Origin of the sequence: Streptomyces sp. NPDC051172 (assembly GCF_040682555.1) — a bacterium.
Taxonomy (GTDB): Bacteria; Actinomycetota; Actinomycetes; order Streptomycetales; family Streptomycetaceae; genus Streptomyces.
Genome location: NZ_JBFBBE010000033.1, coordinates 26641 through 45237 on the forward strand (window position 1 = coordinate 26641; position 18597 = coordinate 45237).

Annotated in this window: 17 protein-coding genes; 11 read left to right on the plus strand and 6 right to left on the minus strand. The window is 69.8% G+C overall.

What is annotated here, in order from left to right; translation table 11 throughout:
- Positions 1 to 12: 12 nt before the first annotated feature.
- The 5 genes from AB0N07_RS21230 to AB0N07_RS21250 all read left to right on the plus strand — a co-directional run bounded on the left by AB0N07_RS21230 (position 13) and on the right by AB0N07_RS21250 (position 4928).
- A complete protein-coding gene (locus tag AB0N07_RS21230; protein ID WP_365837198.1) occupies positions 13 to 789 on the plus strand; it encodes an SDR family oxidoreductase in 777 nt (258 codons plus the stop codon).
- 113 nt (positions 790 to 902) lie between these two features.
- A complete protein-coding gene (locus tag AB0N07_RS21235; RefSeq protein ID WP_365837200.1) occupies positions 903 to 1907 on the plus strand; it encodes a Gfo/Idh/MocA family oxidoreductase in 1005 nt (334 codons plus the stop codon).
- Between the two features lie 159 nt (positions 1908 to 2066).
- Positions 2067 to 3428, plus strand: coding sequence for an FAD-dependent oxidoreductase (locus tag AB0N07_RS21240; protein ID WP_365837203.1), 1362 nt, complete (start codon positions 2067 to 2069; stop codon positions 3426 to 3428).
- Entirely contained in the window at positions 3425 to 4441 is a 1017-nt protein-coding gene (locus AB0N07_RS21245; RefSeq protein WP_365837205.1) for a Gfo/Idh/MocA family oxidoreductase, read from the plus strand. The genes AB0N07_RS21240 and AB0N07_RS21245 overlap by 4 nt, the downstream gene beginning before the upstream one ends.
- A 43-nt stretch (positions 4442 to 4484) precedes the next feature.
- On the plus strand, positions 4485 to 4928 hold the full coding sequence (locus tag AB0N07_RS21250) for a GNAT family N-acetyltransferase (protein ID WP_365837207.1): 444 nt from the start codon (positions 4485 to 4487) through the stop codon (positions 4926 to 4928).
- Here AB0N07_RS21250 and AB0N07_RS21255 read toward each other — a convergent pair.
- The 5 genes from AB0N07_RS21255 to AB0N07_RS21275 are packed head-to-tail and all read right to left on the minus strand — an operon-like array spanning position 4909 to position 9892.
- Positions 4909 to 5946, minus strand: a complete 1038-nt coding sequence (locus AB0N07_RS21255) for a Gfo/Idh/MocA family oxidoreductase (RefSeq protein WP_365837209.1) — start codon at positions 5944 to 5946, stop codon at positions 4909 to 4911. The two genes, AB0N07_RS21250 and AB0N07_RS21255, sit on opposite strands and share 20 nt — an antisense overlap.
- A 24-nt stretch (positions 5947 to 5970) precedes the next feature.
- Positions 5971 to 6873, minus strand: a complete 903-nt coding sequence (locus AB0N07_RS21260) for a sugar phosphate isomerase/epimerase (protein WP_365837211.1) — start codon at positions 6871 to 6873, stop codon at positions 5971 to 5973.
- Position 6874: 1 nt separating this feature from the next.
- Positions 6875 to 7789 carry an ATP-binding cassette domain-containing protein gene (locus tag AB0N07_RS21265; protein ID WP_365837213.1) on the minus strand — a complete coding sequence of 305 codons (915 nt, stop codon included), beginning with the start codon at positions 7787 to 7789 and terminating at the stop codon, positions 6875 to 6877.
- Positions 7790 to 7796: 7 nt separating this feature from the next.
- Entirely contained in the window at positions 7797 to 8873 is a 1077-nt protein-coding gene (locus tag AB0N07_RS21270) for an ABC transporter permease (protein ID WP_365837215.1), read from the minus strand.
- Entirely contained in the window at positions 8873 to 9892 is a 1020-nt protein-coding gene (locus AB0N07_RS21275) for a sugar ABC transporter substrate-binding protein (RefSeq protein ID WP_344400506.1), read from the minus strand. Before AB0N07_RS21275 ends, AB0N07_RS21270 begins: the two co-directional genes overlap by 1 nt.
- Positions 9893 to 10185: 293 nt before the next feature.
- Between AB0N07_RS21275 and iolC the strand changes: the two genes are divergently transcribed.
- From iolC to AB0N07_RS21305, 6 genes are read left to right on the plus strand one after another with little or no spacing between them, the layout of a single operon-like run.
- Entirely contained in the window at positions 10186 to 11163 is a 978-nt protein-coding gene (gene iolC / locus AB0N07_RS21280) for a 5-dehydro-2-deoxygluconokinase (RefSeq protein WP_365837218.1), read from the plus strand.
- A gap of 14 nt (positions 11164 to 11177) precedes the next feature.
- Positions 11178 to 12065, plus strand: a complete 888-nt coding sequence (locus AB0N07_RS21285; protein WP_365837220.1) for a deoxyribose-phosphate aldolase — start codon at positions 11178 to 11180, stop codon at positions 12063 to 12065.
- Between the two features lie 16 nt (positions 12066 to 12081).
- A complete protein-coding gene (gene iolB, locus AB0N07_RS21290) occupies positions 12082 to 12996 on the plus strand; it encodes a 5-deoxy-glucuronate isomerase (RefSeq protein WP_365837222.1) in 915 nt (304 codons plus the stop codon).
- The gene (gene iolD / locus AB0N07_RS21295; RefSeq protein ID WP_365837224.1) at positions 12996 to 14873 is read left to right on the plus strand and encodes a 3D-(3,5/4)-trihydroxycyclohexane-1,2-dione acylhydrolase (decyclizing); all 1878 of its coding nucleotides are present in this window, start codon (positions 12996 to 12998) and stop codon (positions 14871 to 14873) included. Before iolB ends, iolD begins: the two co-directional genes overlap by 1 nt.
- 39 nt (positions 14874 to 14912) lie before the next feature.
- Positions 14913 to 16406 (plus strand): CoA-acylating methylmalonate-semialdehyde dehydrogenase, encoded by a 1494-nt coding sequence (locus tag AB0N07_RS21300; RefSeq protein ID WP_365837226.1) that lies wholly within the window; start codon positions 14913 to 14915, stop codon positions 16404 to 16406.
- A gap of 32 nt (positions 16407 to 16438) precedes the next feature.
- On the plus strand, positions 16439 to 17221 hold the full coding sequence (locus tag AB0N07_RS21305; RefSeq protein WP_365837228.1) for a GntR family transcriptional regulator: 783 nt from the start codon (positions 16439 to 16441) through the stop codon (positions 17219 to 17221).
- Positions 17222 to 17258: 37 nt separating this feature from the next.
- On the opposite strand, the gene AB0N07_RS21310 is transcribed toward AB0N07_RS21305, so the two are convergent.
- The gene (locus tag AB0N07_RS21310; protein ID WP_365837230.1) at positions 17259 to 18557 is read right to left on the minus strand and encodes a phospholipase D-like domain-containing protein; all 1299 of its coding nucleotides are present in this window, start codon (positions 18555 to 18557) and stop codon (positions 17259 to 17261) included.
- Positions 18558 to 18597 lie beyond the last annotated feature (40 nt).

Here is an 18597-nt window from a genome sequence, read left to right on the forward strand (position 1 = left end):
CAACGAAGATCCATGGGACTTCTCGACGACAAGGTCGTCCTCGTCAACGGCGGCAGCCAGGGAGTGGGTGCCGCCATCGCCCGCGCCGCCGTGCGCGAGGGGGCGGTCGTGGCCGTCACCGGTCGGCGTGCGGGACCCGGCGAGGCGCTGGTGGGGGAGCTGACGGCCGTCGGCGGCAAGGCGATGTTCGTACGCGCCGACCTGTCCGACGCCGAGCAGGCGAAGCACGCCGTGAGTGACGTGGTCGCCGCGTACGGGCGGATCGACTGCCTGGTCAACTCGGCGGGCCTGACCTCCCGGGGCACGCTCCTCGACACCACGCCCGAGCTGTTCGACCAGCACATCGCGATCAACCTCAAGGCGCCGTTCTTCGCGATGCAGGCCGCCGTCGCCGACATGGTCTCCCGCAGGGCGCCCGGCACGATCGTCAACATCATCACGTCCTCGGCGCACGGCGGACAGCCGTTCCTGGCCCCGTACGTCGCCGCCAAGGCCGGCCTGATCGGCCTGACCCGCAACGCCGCGCACGCGCACCGCTGGGACCGGGTGCGGATCAACGGCCTCAACATCGGCTGGACGGCCACCGAGGGCGAGGACGTCACCCAGAAGACCTTCCACGGCGCCGGGAAAGACTGGCGCGAGGAGGCCGCCGCCAGGCTGCCGATGGGCAAGCTGGGCCAGCCGGACGAGATCGCGGACTTCGTGGTCTTCCTGCTGTCGGAGCGGTCGGGCGTGGTGACCGGATCGGTGATCGACTGGGACCAGAACGTACTCGGCGGGTTGGACTGACCTCAGCCGAATTCAGCCCGTCCGGCGATTGAGGACGAGCCCGAAGGGCGATCGGGGTCTGGGGCGGAGCCCCGGCAACGGACAGCAACAAACACCAGAAAGCAGCGGAGCTCATGCGTATCGGAATCCTCGGCCTCGGCCGCATCGGCGCCTTCCACGCCGAAACCCTCTCCGGGCTCGACGCGGTCGAGTCGCTCGTCCTGACCGACCCGTTCGCGGACGCCGCCAAGTCCGCGGCGGAGCGGTTCGGCGGCGAGGTCGTGGACTCGCCCCAGGCCCTGCTGGCCGCCGGTGTGGACGGCATCGTGGTCGCGGCCGCGACGGACGCCCACCCCGGGCTGATCCTGGCCGGCGTCGAGGCCGGCATCCCGGTCTTCTGCGAGAAGCCCGTGGCCAGGACGATGGCCGAGGGTGTCGAGGTGCTCAAGGCCGTCGAGGGCACGGACGTGCCGATCCAGATCGGCTACAACCGCCGCTTCGACACCGGTTTCGTGAACGCCCGCGCCGCCGTGCAGAGCGGCGAGCTGGGCAAGCTGCACACCGTACGGTCGACCACCCTGGACCCGGCGCCCCCGCCGGCCGCGTACATCGCCGCCTCGGGCGGCATCTTCCGCGACTGCTCGGTCCACGACTTCGACATCATCCGCTGGGTGACGGGCCGCGAGGTCGTCGAGGTGTACGCCGTCGGCGGCAACAGGGGCGCCGAGTACATCAAGGAGGCGGGTGACGCCGACACCACAGGCGCGATCCTCACCCTGGACGACGGCACCATCGCGGTGGTCTCCAACTCCCGCCACAACGCCCGCGGTTACGACGTCCGCATGGAGATCCACGGCTTTACGGACTCCATCGCGGTGGGTCTGGAGGACAAGCTGCCGCTGCGCTCCGTCGAGCCCGGCGTGACCTTCCCGGCGGGCACCCCGCACGACTTCTTCATGGACCGCTTCACCGCCGCCTACCGCGCCGAACTCACCGCGTTCACCGAGGTCGTCGCCGGTACCCGGCCCTCGCCCTGCACGATCGCGGACGCACTGGAGGCGGGCTGGATCGCCGACGCGTGCACGCTGTCGCTGCACGAGCACCGCCCGGTGACCATCGCCGAGGTCCGCACCGCCTGAGCGGCCGCCGAGTCCCTCGTGCTCCGGGCGCCGGCCCGGCCTCCGGCGCCCGGAGCACGAGTGTGCGAATCGCCACGTTGCCCTTGTCGGTCACGACCGCGGGATCTCCCCGTACCACCATGAGATCCACGCACGTCGGACCGACGAGGAGCAACGACCATGAGCACCGGCGAGATATCCCGGCCCCACGCCTACACCCGTCAACCCGCCCCGTTCGTCGGGCAGTTAGGCAGCGTACGGCGTGTGGTGGTCATCGGCGCCGGACCCGGCGGCCTGACGGCCGCCCGTGAACTGGAACGCGCAGGACACCGGGTGACCGTCCTGGAGGAACAGGAGACGGTGGCCGGGAAGTGCCAGAGCGTGCACGTCGACGGCCGGGCCCACGACCTGGGCGGCCACATCTGCACCACCCAGTACGAGCGGACGGCACAGTTGCTGACGGAACTGGACATGGAGACGGAGCGCACCACCCGCTACCGCGTCCTCGACGTCGAGCGGCGCACCGCGGCCCGCCAGACCATGTCGTTCCTGCGCGACGGCGCCTTCCGGCGCTACCGGGCGCTGCGCGAGCGGGAGTTCCCGCGCATCGCCGAACCCGGGCTCGCCCACTCGGCGCGGGCCCTGGCCGCACCGGTCACCCACTGGCTCGCCGAGCACGGCCTCGAGTCCATGGCCGAGTCGTTCGGCACCGGCTACACCGCGGCCGGATACGGCTGTCTCGACGACCAGGTGCCCGCGCTCTACTTCGTCAAGTACGCCGAGATGACCGGCCTGCTGTCCCAAAGGCCCGAACTGCTGGGCCACGGGGGCGCGTTCACCGTCACGGGCGGGTTCGCCACCCTGTGGCAGCGGGTCGCCGAGGAGCTGAAGGACGTGCGGTGCGCGGTGCGCGTGGTCTCGGTCGAGCGGCACGAGGGCGGGGTGCGGGTGCACACGGACTCCGGCCCGGTGGAAGCCGACCACCTGGTCCTCGCCGTTCCTCTGGACCGCATCCTGCCGTTCCTGGACGCCACCGCCGAGGAGCGCGACCTCGCCGGGCGGATCCGAAGCAACGCGTATCACACCACCCTCGCCACCGCGTCCGGCCTGCCCGAGAACGCCTTCTACTTCCTCGACCGCCACACCGCGACCCGCGCGGCGACCGGCCACTGCGTCTCGTACCACCACCGCTACCCGGGCAGCGACGTACGGACCTTCTACTCCTACGGCCGCCCCGAGGACGTGAGCGCGCTGCTGGGGGCCGACGTGGCGGAACTCGGCGGACGGCTGGAGAAGGTGCATCTGCACCGCCAGTGGGCGTTCATGCCGCACTTCGGCAGCGAAGACCTCGCAGACGGCGCGCTGGACCGGCTGGACGCCCTGCAGGGCCGCGACCACACGTACTACGTCGGCGGACTGCCCGCCTTCGAACTCATCGAATGCACCATCGCCCACGCCCAGGACCTGGCCCGCCGCCATTTCCCGCTTGTCGGCGGCACACTGGCCCTGCACGAACGGACAGAGAAGGAAACGACCTCATGACCGAACCGGTCCGCGAACCCCTGCGCATCGGCGTCCTGGGCGCCGCCCGGATCACCGAACGCGCCCTGATCGACCCGGCCCGCACCACCGGGCACCGCCTGGTCGCGGTCGCCGCCCGCGACCGCTCCCGCGCCGAGGCCTTCGCCGCCGAGCACGGCGTGGAGCGGGTGGCGGACTCCTACGCCGCCCTGCTCGCAGACCCCGAGGTCGAGATCGTCTACAACCCGCTCGCCAACGGCCTGCACGGCCCGTGGAACCTGGCCGCCCTCGCGGCCGGAAAGCACGTCCTGTCGGAGAAGCCGTCGGCCAGCAACGCCGAGGAGGCCGCCGAGGTACGGGAGGCGGCGGCCAAGGCCGGCACGGTCTTCATGGAGGCCTTCCACTACCTCTTCCACCCGGTCACCCGCCGCCTGCACGAGCTGCTGGCCGGTGGTGAACTGGGCGAGCTGCAGCGAGTGGAGACCATGGTCGCCATCCCGGCCCCGGAGGACGGCGACCCGCGCTGGTCCCTGCCGCTGGCCGGCGGCGCCGTGATGGACCTGGGCTGCTACAGCCTGCACGCCGTACGGATGCCGGCCCCCTGGGCAGGCGGCGCACCGAGGCTGGTCTCCGCACGCGGCGGGGAGCGCGCGGGCGCCCCCGGCGTCGACGAATGGCTGGACGCCGACCTGGCCTTCCCGAACGGCGCCACCGCCTCCGCCCGCTGCCACATGGCGTACGACAAGCTCGAGATGAGCTGCCGGATCATCGGAAGCCGCGGCGAGGCACTGGCCCCGAACTTCGTCCTGCCCCAGATGGACGACCGGATCGTGATCCGCACCGCGGACGGCGAGCGGACCGAGCGACTCGGCACCCGGTCCTCGTACACGTACCAGCTGGAGGCGTTCGCAGCGCGGGTACGGGAGGGCACTCCGCTGCCCCTGGACGCGGACGACGCGCTGGCGACGATGACCCTGATCGACGAGAGCTACCGGGCGGCCGGGTTCGAACCGCGGCCGCGGAGCCGGGTGTAGAGCGAACTCATGGCACGGCCATGGCTTTGAGATGATCGGCGCCATGGCCGTACGTGTCGCACCCGCCCAAGTCACCGACATCCAGCAGGTCCTCGCCGACCACCCCCGCTACTGGGGCGAACGCGACCTGCGCCACCTGCATCTCCTGGCCCTGGTGCAGGAGTTCGGCGAGACCTGTCTGGTCGCCAGGTCCGACGACGGCATTCTCGGGTATCTGATCGGCTTCGTCACGCCCGGCGGCACCGGGTATGTGCATCTGATCGCGACGCGGGACGACGTCCGGGGCAGTGGTCTGGGGCGGAAGCTGTGGGGCGCCTTCATCGAGGCTGCGCGGCGGCAGGGGGCGGTCCGGCTGAAGGCCATCACGAGCCTCGGCAACAAGGGGTCGGTGGCCTTCCACCGCAGTCTTGGCTTCGAGGTGCGGGTGGAGGAGGACTACAACGGCCCGGGTGAGGATCGGGTGGTGTTCAGCCGGGCTGTCGGCTGACGTCGTACAGCGCCGGCCGCTCCACCATGTCCACCGGCACCCTGCCGCCTTCCGCCAGCGCCCGTACGCCCGCCTCGCACACCGCCGCGACGGCGTAGCCGTCCCACACGCTCGGGCCGATGACCTCGCCACGGCGGGTGGCGTCGACCCAGGCCTGGACCTCGCGGTCGTAGGCGTCGGCGAAGCGTTCGAGGTAGTCCTGGATGATGGTGCCGCCCCAGCGGCCCGCCATGTTGGTGACCATGGCGTGGCCGTCGCCGATGCGGGCGGTGCCGCGTTCGCAGACCACCTCGGCCTGGACCTGGTAGCCGAAGCCGCAGTTGACGAAGATCTCGACGTCGACGATCGCGCCGCCGTCGGTCTCGAAGACGACGAACTGCGGGTCCTGTATCCCGTCCGGTGCGTTCGCGGACGGCGTCGGGCGCAGGACGGTGACGGCGGTGATCTCCTGGCCGAGCAGCCAGCGTGTCACGTCCATCTCGTGCACGACGGAGTCGTTGATGAGCATCTCGCTGCGCCAGCCGGGCGGTGAGGCGAGATTGCGGTGCCGGTTGTGCAGCATCAACGGGCGCCCCAACTGGCCTGTGTTCAGGAGGGACTTGAGCTTCATGTACTCGGCGTCGTAGCGCCGCATGAAGCCGACCTGGACCCGGCGGCGGCCCAGCTTCTGTTCCGCTTCCAGCACCCGTAGCGCGGAGGCCGAGTCCGGGGTGAGCGGCTTCTCGCACAGTACGGGCAGATCGTGCTCGAACGCCGTCAGCAGGGCCGCCTCGTGGGCGGGCCCCGGGGAGGCGATCAGCACCGCGTCGACATCGGCTGCCGACATGGCGGCGGCCGGGTCGGAGTAGGCGGTGCAGCCGTCGATGCGGGCGGCGACGTCCTTGGCGCGTTCCGCATCGACGTCCACGACTGCGGTCACCCGGGCCCCGCTGACGACCTCCTGGACACGGCGGACGTGGTCGGCACCCATCTTGCCGGTGCCGACGACCGCGACCTGCAGTGTTCCTTGCCGAGCCATGGTCGTTCGTCCCCCTTCGAAGGGTCAGGCGCCGCAGGACCTCAGGAACTTACGGGTGCGCACCGCGATCGGCAGCGGCTTGTCCGCCTCGCACGGGTACATGTCCTGCTCGACGATGGCGAACAGCTCCACGCCGAGCTTCTGCGCGGCCTCCATCACCGGCCCCAGCTCCGGGACGCCGGCGGGCGGTTCGCACATCACGCCCTGCGCCACGGCAGGCCCGAAGGGTGTGCCCTTGGCCTGCACGTCGGCGAGGATCTGCGGGTCGACCTGCTTGAGGTGCAGATAGCCGATGCGTTCGCCGTAGGTCTCGATCAGCTTGACGCTGTCGCCGCCGCAGTAGGCGTAGTGCCCGGTGTCCAGGCACAGGTTGACCAGTTCGGAGTCGGTCGAGTCGAGGAAGCGCTCGACGTGGTCCTCGGTGTCGATGTGGGTGTCGGCGTGCGGGTGCACGACGATGTCCAGGCCGTACACCTCCTGCACCTCGTGCCCGAGCCGCTCCATGCCCTTGGTGAGGTACGCCCACTGCTCACCGGTCAGCTCCGGCGGCTCCAGGATCTCGGCCGTCTTGTCGTCCCGCCAGAAGGACGGGATGACGACGAGATGCTTCGCGCCCATCGCCTGGGTGAGCGCCGCGACCTGGCTGACGTGCTCCCAGGTGGACTCCCAGACGGAGGGGCCGCGATGCAGGCCGGTGAAGACCGTGCCCGCCGAGACCTTCAGGTCCCGCTGGGCGATCTCGTCGGTGAGGCGGGCCGGGTCGGTCGGCAGGTAGCCGTACGGGCCCAGCTCGATCCACGAGTAGCCGGCCTCGGCGACCTCGTCGAGGAAGCGTTCCCAGGGCACCTGCTGAGGGTCGTCCGGGAACCAGACGCCCCAGGAATCGGGGGCCGATCCGACCCGGATGCGGTCCAGAGAGCCTGCCATGTCAGGAGGTTCCTTCCGGGCTTGCCGCCACGGGTGCGGTGAGGTCTTCCTTCTCCGGGAGTTCCTCGACGTCGACGCCGCTGACCTGGGCCAGCTCGTGCTTGAGCGCGGCCAGTTCGGCACCGCCGGCCATGTGGTTGGTCAGCTCTTCCAGGGTGATCCGGGCGCGTTCGGCGGACAGTTCCATGGTGCCCAGGCGCAGCACGCTGAAGTGGTCGCCGACCATGTAGGCGTGGTGCGGGTTGTGGGTGATGAAGATGACCCCCAGGCCGCGCTCGCGGGCCGCGGCGATGTACTTGAGCACCACCCCCGACTGCTTCACCCCCAGCGCCGCGGTGGGCTCGTCGAGGATGAGGACGCGGGCGCCGAAGTAGACGGCGCGGGCGATCGCCACGCACTGGCGCTGGCCGCCCGACAGGGTGCCGATGGGCTGTTCCAGGTTGTCCAGGACGATGCCCATCTCCCGCAGCTCATGGTCCGCGGTCTGCTTCATCTTCTCGATGTCCAGACGCCGCACGGGCCAGGGGCCCTTGGTCATCTCGGAGCCGAGGAAGAAGTTGCGCCACACCGGCATCAGCGGGACGGTCGCCAGGTCCTGGTAGACGGTGGCGATACCGCGGTCGAGGGCGTCACGGGGAGTGGTGAAGCGCACCGGGGCGCCGTCGACGAGGAACTCGCCCTCGGTGTGCTGGTGCAGCCCGGAGATGATTTTGATCAAAGTGGACTTGCCGGCGCCGTTGTCCCCCAGCACGCAGGTGACCTGGCCGGGGTGCACCTTGAGGCTCACCCCGTGCAGGGCGCGGATGTTGCCGTAGGCCTTGCCCGCATTGCGCAGTTCGACGATCGCCCCGTCCTCTGCCGCCGGGACGCTGTCGGGGAGGATCGCTCCGTGAGTGTTGCTGGTCTTGTCTGTCATCGCAATGTCACCTTCGGGTCATGGTGCGCTGGACCCACAGATTGATCAGGACGGCGCCCAGCAGCATGACGCCGAGGAAGGCCTTGAACCAGTCGGGGTTCCAGCCGGCGTAGACGATGCCCTGCTGCACCATGCCGAACATGAATGCGCCGAAGACCGGGCCGATCGCCGAGCCGTAGCCGCCGGTCAAGAGGCAGCCGCCGATCACCGCGCCGGAGATGTAGATCAGCTCGATACCGACGCCCTCGCCGGACTGCACGGTGTTGAAGGTGAACAGCTGGTGCATGCCCACGAACCAGGCACCGAAGCCCACCAGCATGAACAGACTGATCTTGGTGAACGCCACGGGCACACCGACGGCCCGCGCGCTCTCCTTGTTGCCGCCCACTGCGAAGGTCCAGTTGCCGTACTTGGTGCGCAGCAGCACCCAGGTCGCCAGCGCCGCGAACAGCAGCCACCAGAACACGGTGATCTTCACCTGCACGCCGCCGATGTCGAAGCTGGAGGCGAAGACCTTCCTGGCCTGGTCGAAGCCGTCCATGTTGCTGATGTCGTCGGTGGCGACGTTCCCTGTGACCAGCTTGGTCACCGCCAGGTTCACACCCTGCAGGATCAGGAAGGTGCCGAGCGTGACCAGGAAGCTGGGCAGACCGGTCTTGACGACCATCCAGCCGTTGAAGAAGCCGATCGCCAGCGACACGACCAGCGCGGCGATCACACCCACCCACACGTTCATGGTCAGCTGGTAGCTGATCATCGCCGCGGTCAGCGCCGAGGTGATCACCCCGACACCCGCCGACAGGTCGAACTCCCCGCCGATCATCAGCAGAGCGACCGGGATGGTCACGATGCCCAGGGTGGAGGACTGGTAGAGGATGTTCGCCATCGAGCTGGCGTCACGCACCGGCGGCGCCGAGATCAGGAAGAACACGTACACCGCGACGGCACCGAGGAAGACACCCACCTCGGGCCGGGCCAACAGCCGCACGACCAGCGGCCGTTCAGCGGTCCGCCCGTCCGTCTCCTTGGGGCCGGGGGCCGGCGGTGAGGTCACCGCCGGCTCGGCGTGCTGGGTCATACTCATCACCGGGTTCCGTTGGCGGCAAACTTCGAGACCGCCTCGACATTGGACTTGTCGACGAACGCAGGACCGGTCAGCACCGGCTGCTCACCGCCGCCCATGTAGTTGCCGTTGTTCTTGTACAGCCACAGCGAGTCGATCGCCAGGTAGCCCTGGAGGTAGGGCTGCTGGTCCACCGCGAACTGGATCGTGCCCTTGCTGATCGCGGTTGTCAGGTCCTTGTTGAGGTCGAAGGTGGCGACCTTCGCCTTGCTGCCGGCGTCGGAGACCGACTGCACCGCGGTCAGCGCGTACGGGGCGCCGAGGGCGGTGACGTAGTCGATGGAGGAGTCCTGCTTCAGCTTCGCGGTGATCGTCGACTTCACCGACGGCATGTCCGTGCCGTTGACGTAGAGGACGTCCGTCTTGCCGGAGAAGGTCTTCTTCACGCCGTCGCAGCGCTGGGTCAGGCCGACGTTGCCCTGCTCCTGGATGACACAGACGGTGTGCTTGGCGCCGAGGTCGTTGAGCTTCTTGCCGAACGCCTCGCCGGCCACGGACTCGTCCTGGCCGAAGAACTCCATCAGGCCGAGCTTCTTCCAGTCGCTGACACCGGAGTTGAGGCCCACGACCGGTATGTTGGCCGACTTCGCCTTGCCGACGACGGCCTTGAGGGCGTCCGGCTTGGCGAGGGTGACGGCGATGCCGTCGACCTTCTGGTCGATCGCGTTCTGCACCAGGTTGGACTGGTTGCCCGCGTTCGGGTCGGACGAATAGATCAGCTTGATGTTGTCCTTGGCCGCGGCGGCCTCGGCGCCCTTGCGGACGATGTCCCAGAAGGTGTCGCCGGGCGACTGGTGCGTGACCAGAGCGACCGTCATCCGAGGCGTGGTGGCCTTGCCGGCCGATGCGTTGGCGCCACCCTCCTCGGACTTCTTGCCCCCGGAGCTGCTGGAGCAGCCGGCGAGGGTCAGGGCAGCCGCCGCGGCCACCGCGACAACGGGGGCGATTCTGCGGGAGCGGGGGTGAGAAGAGCGGTCCATCTTTCCTGGCACCTCACTGTGCGTTGCGGGGGAAAGGGAGAGGGGGATCACGATGATCCAGCGGCCCGGGATCTTGGCATGCTCGGGTCGTCTGCCGCAAACGCGGCGGCCTGCCTGGGACGGGATCAAACCCCCGGCCGCGCCCGCTGTCAATACTTTGTTAAGACATCATTTCACGAGCTAGTCCGAATGTAAGTACAAACTATTGACAGTGTCGCCCTTCGCGGCCTAAACCTGGGAGGCGGCAGGCCCTCTGGGACCCGCATCCCAGCCCAGCTCGAGGAGCGTCGCGCATGGCCGAGTCAGACCAGTCCTTCGATTTGATCACTATGGGCCGTATCGGAGTCGATCTCTACCCTTTGCAGTCGGGGGTACCCCTGGCCCAGGTCGAGACCTTCGGCAAGTTCCTCGGCGGTTCGGCTGCCAACGTGGCGGTCGCCGCCGCCCGGCTCGGCCGGAACACCGCGGTGATCACCCGCACCGGGGACGACCCCTTCGGCGCCTATCTGCACGAGGCGCTGAAGGAGTTCGGCGTCGACGACCGCTGGGTCGCGCCCGTCGCCGCGTACCCGACACCGGTGGCCTTCTGCGAGATCTTCCCTCCGGATGACTTCCCCCTGTACTTCTACCGCCGGCCCAAGGCTCCTGACCTGGAGATACATTCCGAGGAGCTGGACTACTTCGCCATCCGGGCGAGCCGGGTCTTCTGGATCACCGGCACCGGTCTGAGCGAGGAGCCCAGCCGCTCCGCCACGCTCGCCGCCCTCAAGGCGCGCGACAAGGCCGGCACGACGGTCTTCGACCTCGACTGGCGGCCCACGCTTTTGAACGACTCGGCCTGGCGCGACCTGGACGAGGCCCGTCCGTACTACGCGGAGGCGCTGCGGCACGTCACGGTCGCGGTCGGCAACCTCGACGAGTGCGAGGTGGCCACCGGCGTACGCGAGCCGCGGGCCTGCGCGGAGGCGCTGCTGGAGGCGGGCGTGGAACTGGCGGTCGTCAAGCAGGGCCCCAAGGGAGTCCTCGCCGTGCACCGAGACGGCACCAGCGCCGAGGTACCGCCGGTGCCGGTCGAGGTGGCCAACGGGCTCGGCGCGGGCGACGCCTTCGGCGGCTCCCTCGTGCACGGCCTGCTGGCCGGATGGGAGTTGGCCGAAATCATGCGGTACGCCAACGCGGCCGGCGCCCTAGTCGCCTCTCGTCTCGCCTGTTCCTCCGCGATGCCCACCGAGACCGAGGTCGAGGATCTCCTCGCGCGAGCCACCCTCTGAAACGGAGCTTCCCCTTGTCCCTCAGCATCCCCGACCTCGTCTCGGTCAGGGCCCGCCGTCCCGAGGCCGTCGCCGAGGCGGCCGCCCGGCGCACGCGCCGCCCGCTCATCGGCGACAGCGGCCGCCTGATGATCGTGGCCGCCGACCACCCGGCCCGCGGCGCCCTCGGTGTCGGTGACCGGCGGCTCGCCATGGCCGGCCGCGCCGAGCTGCTGGAGCGCCTGTGCATCGCGCTGTCGCGGCCGGGCGTGGACGGGGTGCTGGCCACCGCCGACATCCTGGAGGACCTCCTCCTGCTCGGGGTGCTGGAGAACAAGGTCGTCATGGGGTCGATGAACCGCGGGGGCCTGGCGGGCGCCGTCTTCGAGATGGACGACCGCTTCACCGGCCACCGCGCCGAGGACATCGCCCGGCTCCGCTTCGACGCGGGCAAGCTGCTCCTGCGTATCGACTACGACGATCCGGGCTCGCTGACCACGCTGGAGTCCACGGCCCGCGCGATCGACGACATGGCGGCACACCGGCTGCCGCTGTTCGTCGAGCCGTTCATCTCACGCCGGACGGACGGCCGGGTCAGCAACGACCTGTCCGCCGAGGCCGTCACGAAGTCCATCGCGATCGCCGCGGGCCTGGGCGGCACCTCCGCCTACACCTGGCTGAAGCTGCCCGTCACCGACGACCCGGACGACATGGGCGAGGTCCTGGAGACCTCCACCCTGCCGACCGTGCTGCTCGGCGGCGAGGTGGGTGAGTCCGCAGAGGCACAAGCGGGGGCGTACGAACGCTGGCGCAAGGCCCTGAGGCTGCCCACCGTGCAGGGCATGGTCGTCGGGCGGTCGCTGCTCTACCCGGCGGAGGGCAGTGTGGAGACGGCGGTCGACACGGCCGTAGGACTGCTGTGAGTCGGAGGAGTGCTGTATGACATACCACCTGCCCGTCGGCAAGGCCCTCGGCGGCCCCTACATCGTGGACGTCACCCCGGAGAAGGCCGGCTGGGGCTACTCCAGCCTGCGTGTGCTGGAGCTCCCGCCGGGCGGCACGCACACCTTCGACACCGGCGACAGCGAGTGGATCGTGCTGCCGCTCAGCGGCGGCTGCACGGTCGCGGCCGCCGACGACTTCGGCCACGACACCTTCGAACTCACCGGCCGCGACAGCGTGTTCAGTGCCGTCAGCGACTTCGCGTACGTACCCAGGGACGCCCGTACGACGGTCACGTCGGCCGGTGGCGGACGGTTCGCGCTCACCGGCGCCCGCTGCACCCGGCGGCTGCCCGCCCGCTACGGACCGGCCTCCTCGGTACCGGTGGAGCTGCGCGGCACCGGGAACTCCTCCCGCCAGGTCAACAACTTCGGAGCCGCCGCCCGCGCCGGAGGCGCTGATGGACAGGGCTTTGAATGCGACAAGCTGATCGCGGTCGAGGTGATCACGCCGGGCGGCAACTGGTCGTCGTTCCCGCCGCACAAGCACGACGAGCACCGGCCCGGCGAAGAATCGGTCCTCGAAGAGATCTACTACTTCGAGTTCGCCGACCACGAGGGCATCCCCGGCCTCGGCTACCAGCGGGTCTCCCCCTCCGGGCGGGGCCGCAACACGGATGTGCTGGCCGAGGTGCGCGGCGGTGACGTCGTACTGATCCCCGACGGCTGGCACGGGCCCTCCATGGCCGTGCCCGGCCACCACATGTACTACCTCAACGTCATGGCGGGCCCGGAGCCCGAGCGTGCCTGGCTGATCTGCGACCACCCCGATCACGCCTGGGTCCGCTCCACCTGGCCCGAGCAGCCCGTCGACCCCCGCCTCCCCCTCTACACGGCACCGGAGAAGTCCTGATGAGCACCACCACGCGCCGCCTGACCGTCGCCCAGGCCCTGGTGCAGTTCCTGTCCGTCCAGTACACCGAGCGCGACGGCGTGCGCCGGCGGCTGATCTCGGGCACCTGGGGCATCTTCGGCCATGGCAACGTTGCCGGGATCGGCCAGGCCCTCCTGGAGGCGGGCGAGGACACGATGCCGTACCACCAGGGCCGCAACGAGCAGGCCATGGTGCATGCGGCCGTGGGCTACGCCCGCCAGCTCGACCGCCTCTCCGCACAGGCGGTGACGACGTCCATCGGCCCGGGCGCCACCAACCTGGTCACCGGCGCCGCGCTCGCCACGATCAACCGCCTGCCGGTCCTGCTGCTGCCCGGCGACTACTTCGCCACCCGGGTCGCCGACCCGCTCCTGCAGCAGCTGGAGCACCCGACGGAGGCGGACGTGTCGGTCAACGACACCCTGCGCCCGGTCTCCCGCTACTTCGACCGCATCGCCCGCCCCGAGGCCCTGATCCCTTCCGCCCTCAACGCCATGCGGGTCCTCGCCGACCCGGCCGAGACCGGTGCCGTAACCCTGGCTCTTCCCCAGGACGTCCAGGCGGAGGCGTACGACTGGCCGGAGGAGTTCTTCGCCGAGCGCGTGTGGCATGTACGACGGCCCGCTCCCGACCCGTACGAGCTCGCGGAGGCGGTGGCGGCGATCCGCGCGGCCGAGCGGCCGCTGATCGTCGCGGGCGGCGGCATCCATCACAGCCAGGCCGAGGAGGCGCTCAAGGCGCTGGTGGACGCCACCGGTATCCCGGTCGCCTCGACCCAGGCCGGCAAGGGCTCTCTGCGGTACGACCACCCCGCCGACCTCGGCGGCATCGGGCACACCGGCACGGCGGTCTGCGACGAGATCGCGCGCACGGCAGACCTGGTCATCGGTGTCGGAACGCGCTACACCGACTTCACCACCGCCTCCAACACGCTCTTCCAGCGGCCGGAGATCCGGTTCGTCAACCTCAACATCGCCGCGTTCGACGCTCACAAGCTGGCGGCGCGGACGGTGGTCTGCGACGCGCGCGCGGGGCTCACAGCGTTGACGGAGGCGTTGGCCGGCCACCGTGTGAACTCGGTTTACGAGGCCGAGTACCGCGTCGGCAAGGAACGCTGGGAGCAGGTCGTCGACGCGGCTTTCACCGCCGCCGACGAGAACGCCGTACCCACCCAGACCCAGGTGCTCGGCGCCCTGGATGCGGTGGTCGGCGACGAGGACGTGGTGATCAACGCGGCCGGTTCGCTCCCCGGCGACCTGCACAAGCTCTGGCGGGCCCGGAGCCGTCGCCAGTACCACCTGGAGTACGGCTACTCCTGCATGGGCTACGAGATCCCGGCCGGCATCGGCGTCCAGCAGGCCGCCCCCGACACCCCTGTCTGGTCCCTGGTCGGCGACGGCACGTACCTCATGATGCCGACCGAGATCGTCACCGCCGTCCAGGAGGGCCTGCCCGTCAACCTCGTCCTCATCCAGAACCACGGCTACGCCTCCATCGGCGGCCTCTCCGAGTCGGTCGGCGGCGAGCGCTTCGGCACCGCCTACCGCTACCGGGCCGCCGACGGCACCTTCTCCGGCGCCCCCCTCCCCGTCGACCTCGCCGCCAACGCCGGCAGCCTCGGCATGGACGTGCTGCGCGCCAAGACGGTCCGCGAACTGCGGGAGGCGCTCGCCGCGGCCCGCGCCTGCGACCGCCCGACCTGCGTCTACGTCGAGACCGACACCGCCACCCCGACCGCTCCCCCGGCCGAGGCCTGGTGGGACGTGCCGGTCGCCGAGACCGCCTCACGCGAGGCCGCCGTGAATGCCCGCCAGGAGTACGACCGGCAGGTCGCCGGGCAGCGCCGCCACCTCTGACCTCCCCCGCACGACCCCTTTGTGAAAGGCCCCCGCACCATGAAGACCATCACCCACTGGATCGACGGCAAGCCCGTCGAGTCCACCTCCGGCCGCCACGGCGCCGTGTACGACCCGGCGACCGGCGTACAGGAGAAGCAGGTCGGATTCGCGACCGTCGACGAGGTGGACGCCGCCGTCGCCTCCGCGAAGGCCGCCTTCGAGACCTGGGGCGTCTCCTCGCTCGCCAAGCGCACCGCGATCCTGTTCAAGTACCGCGAACTCCTGGACGCCCACCGCGACGAGATCGCCGAGCTGATCACCGCCGAGCACGGCAAGGTCCACTCCGACGCGCTCGGCGAGGTCTCGCGCGGCATGGAGATCGTGGAGCTGGCCTGCGGGATCAGCGTGCAGCTGAAGGGCGAGCTGTCGACGCAGGTCGCCACCCGTGTGGACGTCGCCTCGATCCGGCAGCCGCTGGGCGTGGTCGCGGGCATCACGCCGTTCAACTTCCCGGCCATGGTGCCGATGTGGATGTTCCCGCTGGCCATCGCGTGCGGCAACACCTTCGTGCTCAAGCCGAGCGAGAAGGACCCGTCGGCCTCCTTCCGCCTGGCCGAACTGGCCGCCGAGGCGGGCCTGCCGGACGGCGTCCTGAACGTCGTGCAGGGCGACAAGGTGGCCGTGGACCGCCTGCTGGAGCACCCGGACGTCGAGGCTGTCTCCTTCGTCGGCTCGACGCCGATCGCCAAGTACATCCAGCTCAAGGCGGTCGAGCACGGCAAGCGCGTCCAGGCCCTCGGCGGCGCGAAGAACCACATGCTGGTCCTGCCGGACGCCGACCTGGACTTCGCGGCCGACCAGGCGATCAACGCGGCGTACGGCTCGGCGGGTGAGCGCTGCATGGCCGTGTCCGTCGTGGTCGCGGTCGGCGACACGGGCGACGAGTTGGTCGCCAAGATCGCCGAGCGGGCGAAGAACCTGAAGATCGGCCCCGGCAACGACCCGTCCTCCGAGATGGGCCCGCTGATCACCCGCGAGCACCGCGACAAGGTGGCCTCCTACGTGACGAGCGCCGCCGAGCAGGGCGCCGAGGTCGTCGTCGACGGCAGCGGCTACGCGGTCGAGGGCCACGAGGACGGCTTCTTCATCGGCGTGACACTCCTCGACAAGGTGCCGCTGACGGCGGACGCGTACCGGGACGAGATCTTCGGCCCGGTCCTTGCCGTGGTCCGTGCGGAGTCCTACGACGAGGCCATCGAGCTGATCAACGGCTCCCGCTGGGGCAACGGCACCGCGATCTTCACCCGGGACGGCGGCGCCGCCCGCCGCTTCCAGCTGGAGGTCAAGGCGGGCATGGTCGGCGTGAACGTGCCGATCCCGGTGCCCGTCGGCTACCACTCCTTCGGCGGCTGGAAGGACTCCCTCTTCGGCGATCTGCACGTCTACGGCAACGACGGCATCGCCTTCTACACGCAGGGGAAGGTGATCACCACCCGCTGGCCGGACCCGGCCGACGCGGGCATCAACCTCGGTTTCCCCAGCCACTCCTGACGTTTCGTCAGCGCTCAGAGGGAGGTACGCCCATGGCGAGGACCGGCGGCACCACACGTGCCGCGACGGCTGCTGTCGACTCGCTGGACTTCGCCCTGGACCGGGGCAGTCCGGTGCCGCTGTACTACCAGCTGGCCCAGCAACTGGAGGCGGCGATCGAGCACGGAGCCCTCGCCCCGGGCAACCTCCTGGGCAACGAGATCGACCTCTCGACGCGCCTGGGCCTGTCCAGACCCACCGTCCGCCAGGCCATCCAGTCCCTGGTCGACAAGGGGCTGCTGGTGCGCCGCCGAGGGGTCGGCACGCAGGTGGTGCACAGCCAGGTCAAGCGCCCGCTGGAGCTCAGCAGCCTCTACGACGACCTGGAGTCGGCCGGACAGGGCCCCACCACGCAGGTGGTGCGCAACGAGCGCGAGCCGGCGTCCCCTGACGTCGCGGCCGCGCTCGGCATCGCGGAGGGCAGCGAGGTGATCGTCCTGGAGCGGCTGCGCCTCACCCACGGCCAGCCGGTCGCCCTGCTGTGCAACCACCTCCCCGCGACCCTGCTGGAACTCGACTCCGCCCGCCTGGAGTCGACCGGCCTGTACCGGATGATGCGCACCGCCGGCATCACCCTGCACAGCGCCCACCAGACCATCGGCGCCCGCTCCGCCACCGCCGACGAGGCCGCCCGCCTCGACGAGGAGGAGGGTGCGGCCCTGCTGACCATGCAGCGGACGGCGTATGACGACACCGGGCGACCGGTGGAGTACGGGACGCACATCTACCGCGCGTCCCGCTATGCATTCGACTTCCAGCTGCTGGTCAGGCCGTGAATCGGCGCCCGAATAAGAGGTGCGCAGTGACGACCCGTCAACCTCCGCAGGCGGAGCGGATCTTGTAGAAGGTGCTCAGGTACTTGGCGTGGTACGACGCGCTGACGATCCGTACGATCGCCTCGTCCGCCGAGCGCAGTGACGACCCCGCCAGATTGGCACTGCCCGTGTAGACGCGCGGTGTGATGCTGCCGCCGTAGTCGCCGTCGATCAGGATCTCCTTGTTGTGCGGACGGACGTCGATTCCCGGGCCGTTGGGGATGCGGCACCTGCGGTGCTGGATGCCGGCGGCGGTCAGCCTGTTGGTGATCTTGGAGTCGCTCTCGGCGTAGATGATGTCGATCCAGCAGCCCCTGCCGCGCAGTTGGGCCAGCTTGTCGGCCACCTGGATGCGCGAACCGTAGAAGGCGTGCACCACGATGCGGATGTCGGTCTGGTGCCGTTTCCCGTCCGTACCGGTGTAGGCGCAGCTGACCTCGTTCAGGGCGTTGACGATGGTGTCGGTGGCCGGGTTGTTGTAGGAGGCGTCGCCGCGAGGGAAGAAGAAGGCCCGGTAGGTCGAGCCGGTCGGGGTGGAGAAGTACACGTGGTTGTTGCCGCGTGCGAGGTAGCGTCCGGCGCGCTGCTTCTCGTGGTACGACGCGTAGCCGTCGTAGACGGTGGCGTTCACGAAGGTCACGGCGTCGTTGAAGGACTCGACCTTGTACCAGTCGGAGAGGTTCGAGGAGGTCTGGAAGACGACCTTCGAGTAGCTGGTGCCGTCGTCGAAGGGCCCGATCCTCGAGAAGATGAAGTACTTGTTGTGGTTGTACGCGGGTGCGGGCGGGGCGACGCTCAGGCAGCCGCGCACGACGTCGTCCACGCCGTCGTCGTCCTCGAACTTGTCGTCACAGACGACGATCCAGGAGCGCGCGGCGTCATTGTTTCCGAGGCCGGCCTTGAGGGCCCGGTACACCGGGTTGTCGTACGCGACGCCGGCGGCGCCCTCATAGGTCGACTCGTCGACGATGAGCTTGACGTTGACGCCACGCTGGTCGGCGGCGAGCAGCGCGTCGGCGACCTCCTGGTCCTGGAACTCGTACATCGAGCCGCGGATCGTCGCCCCGGCGGGCGTCGCGTCGATCAGCCGCACGAGCTGGGTGAAGATCGCCTTCTGCTGTGCCGGCGTGCCCAGCGGGTCGTTGAACACGGGGCCGTTGATGACCGGCTTGGTCAGTGCGGCGGCCGGTGTCGCTCCGCCGACCAGGAGTGCGGCGACCATGTACAGGACCACGGCGACTGGCGCCAGCACACGGCGGGGGCGAGCCGGCTGCAGGCCCACGGTCGAACGGGTCATCGTCGCCTTTTCCTCAGGAGTCGGGAGGGAGCACAGAAGT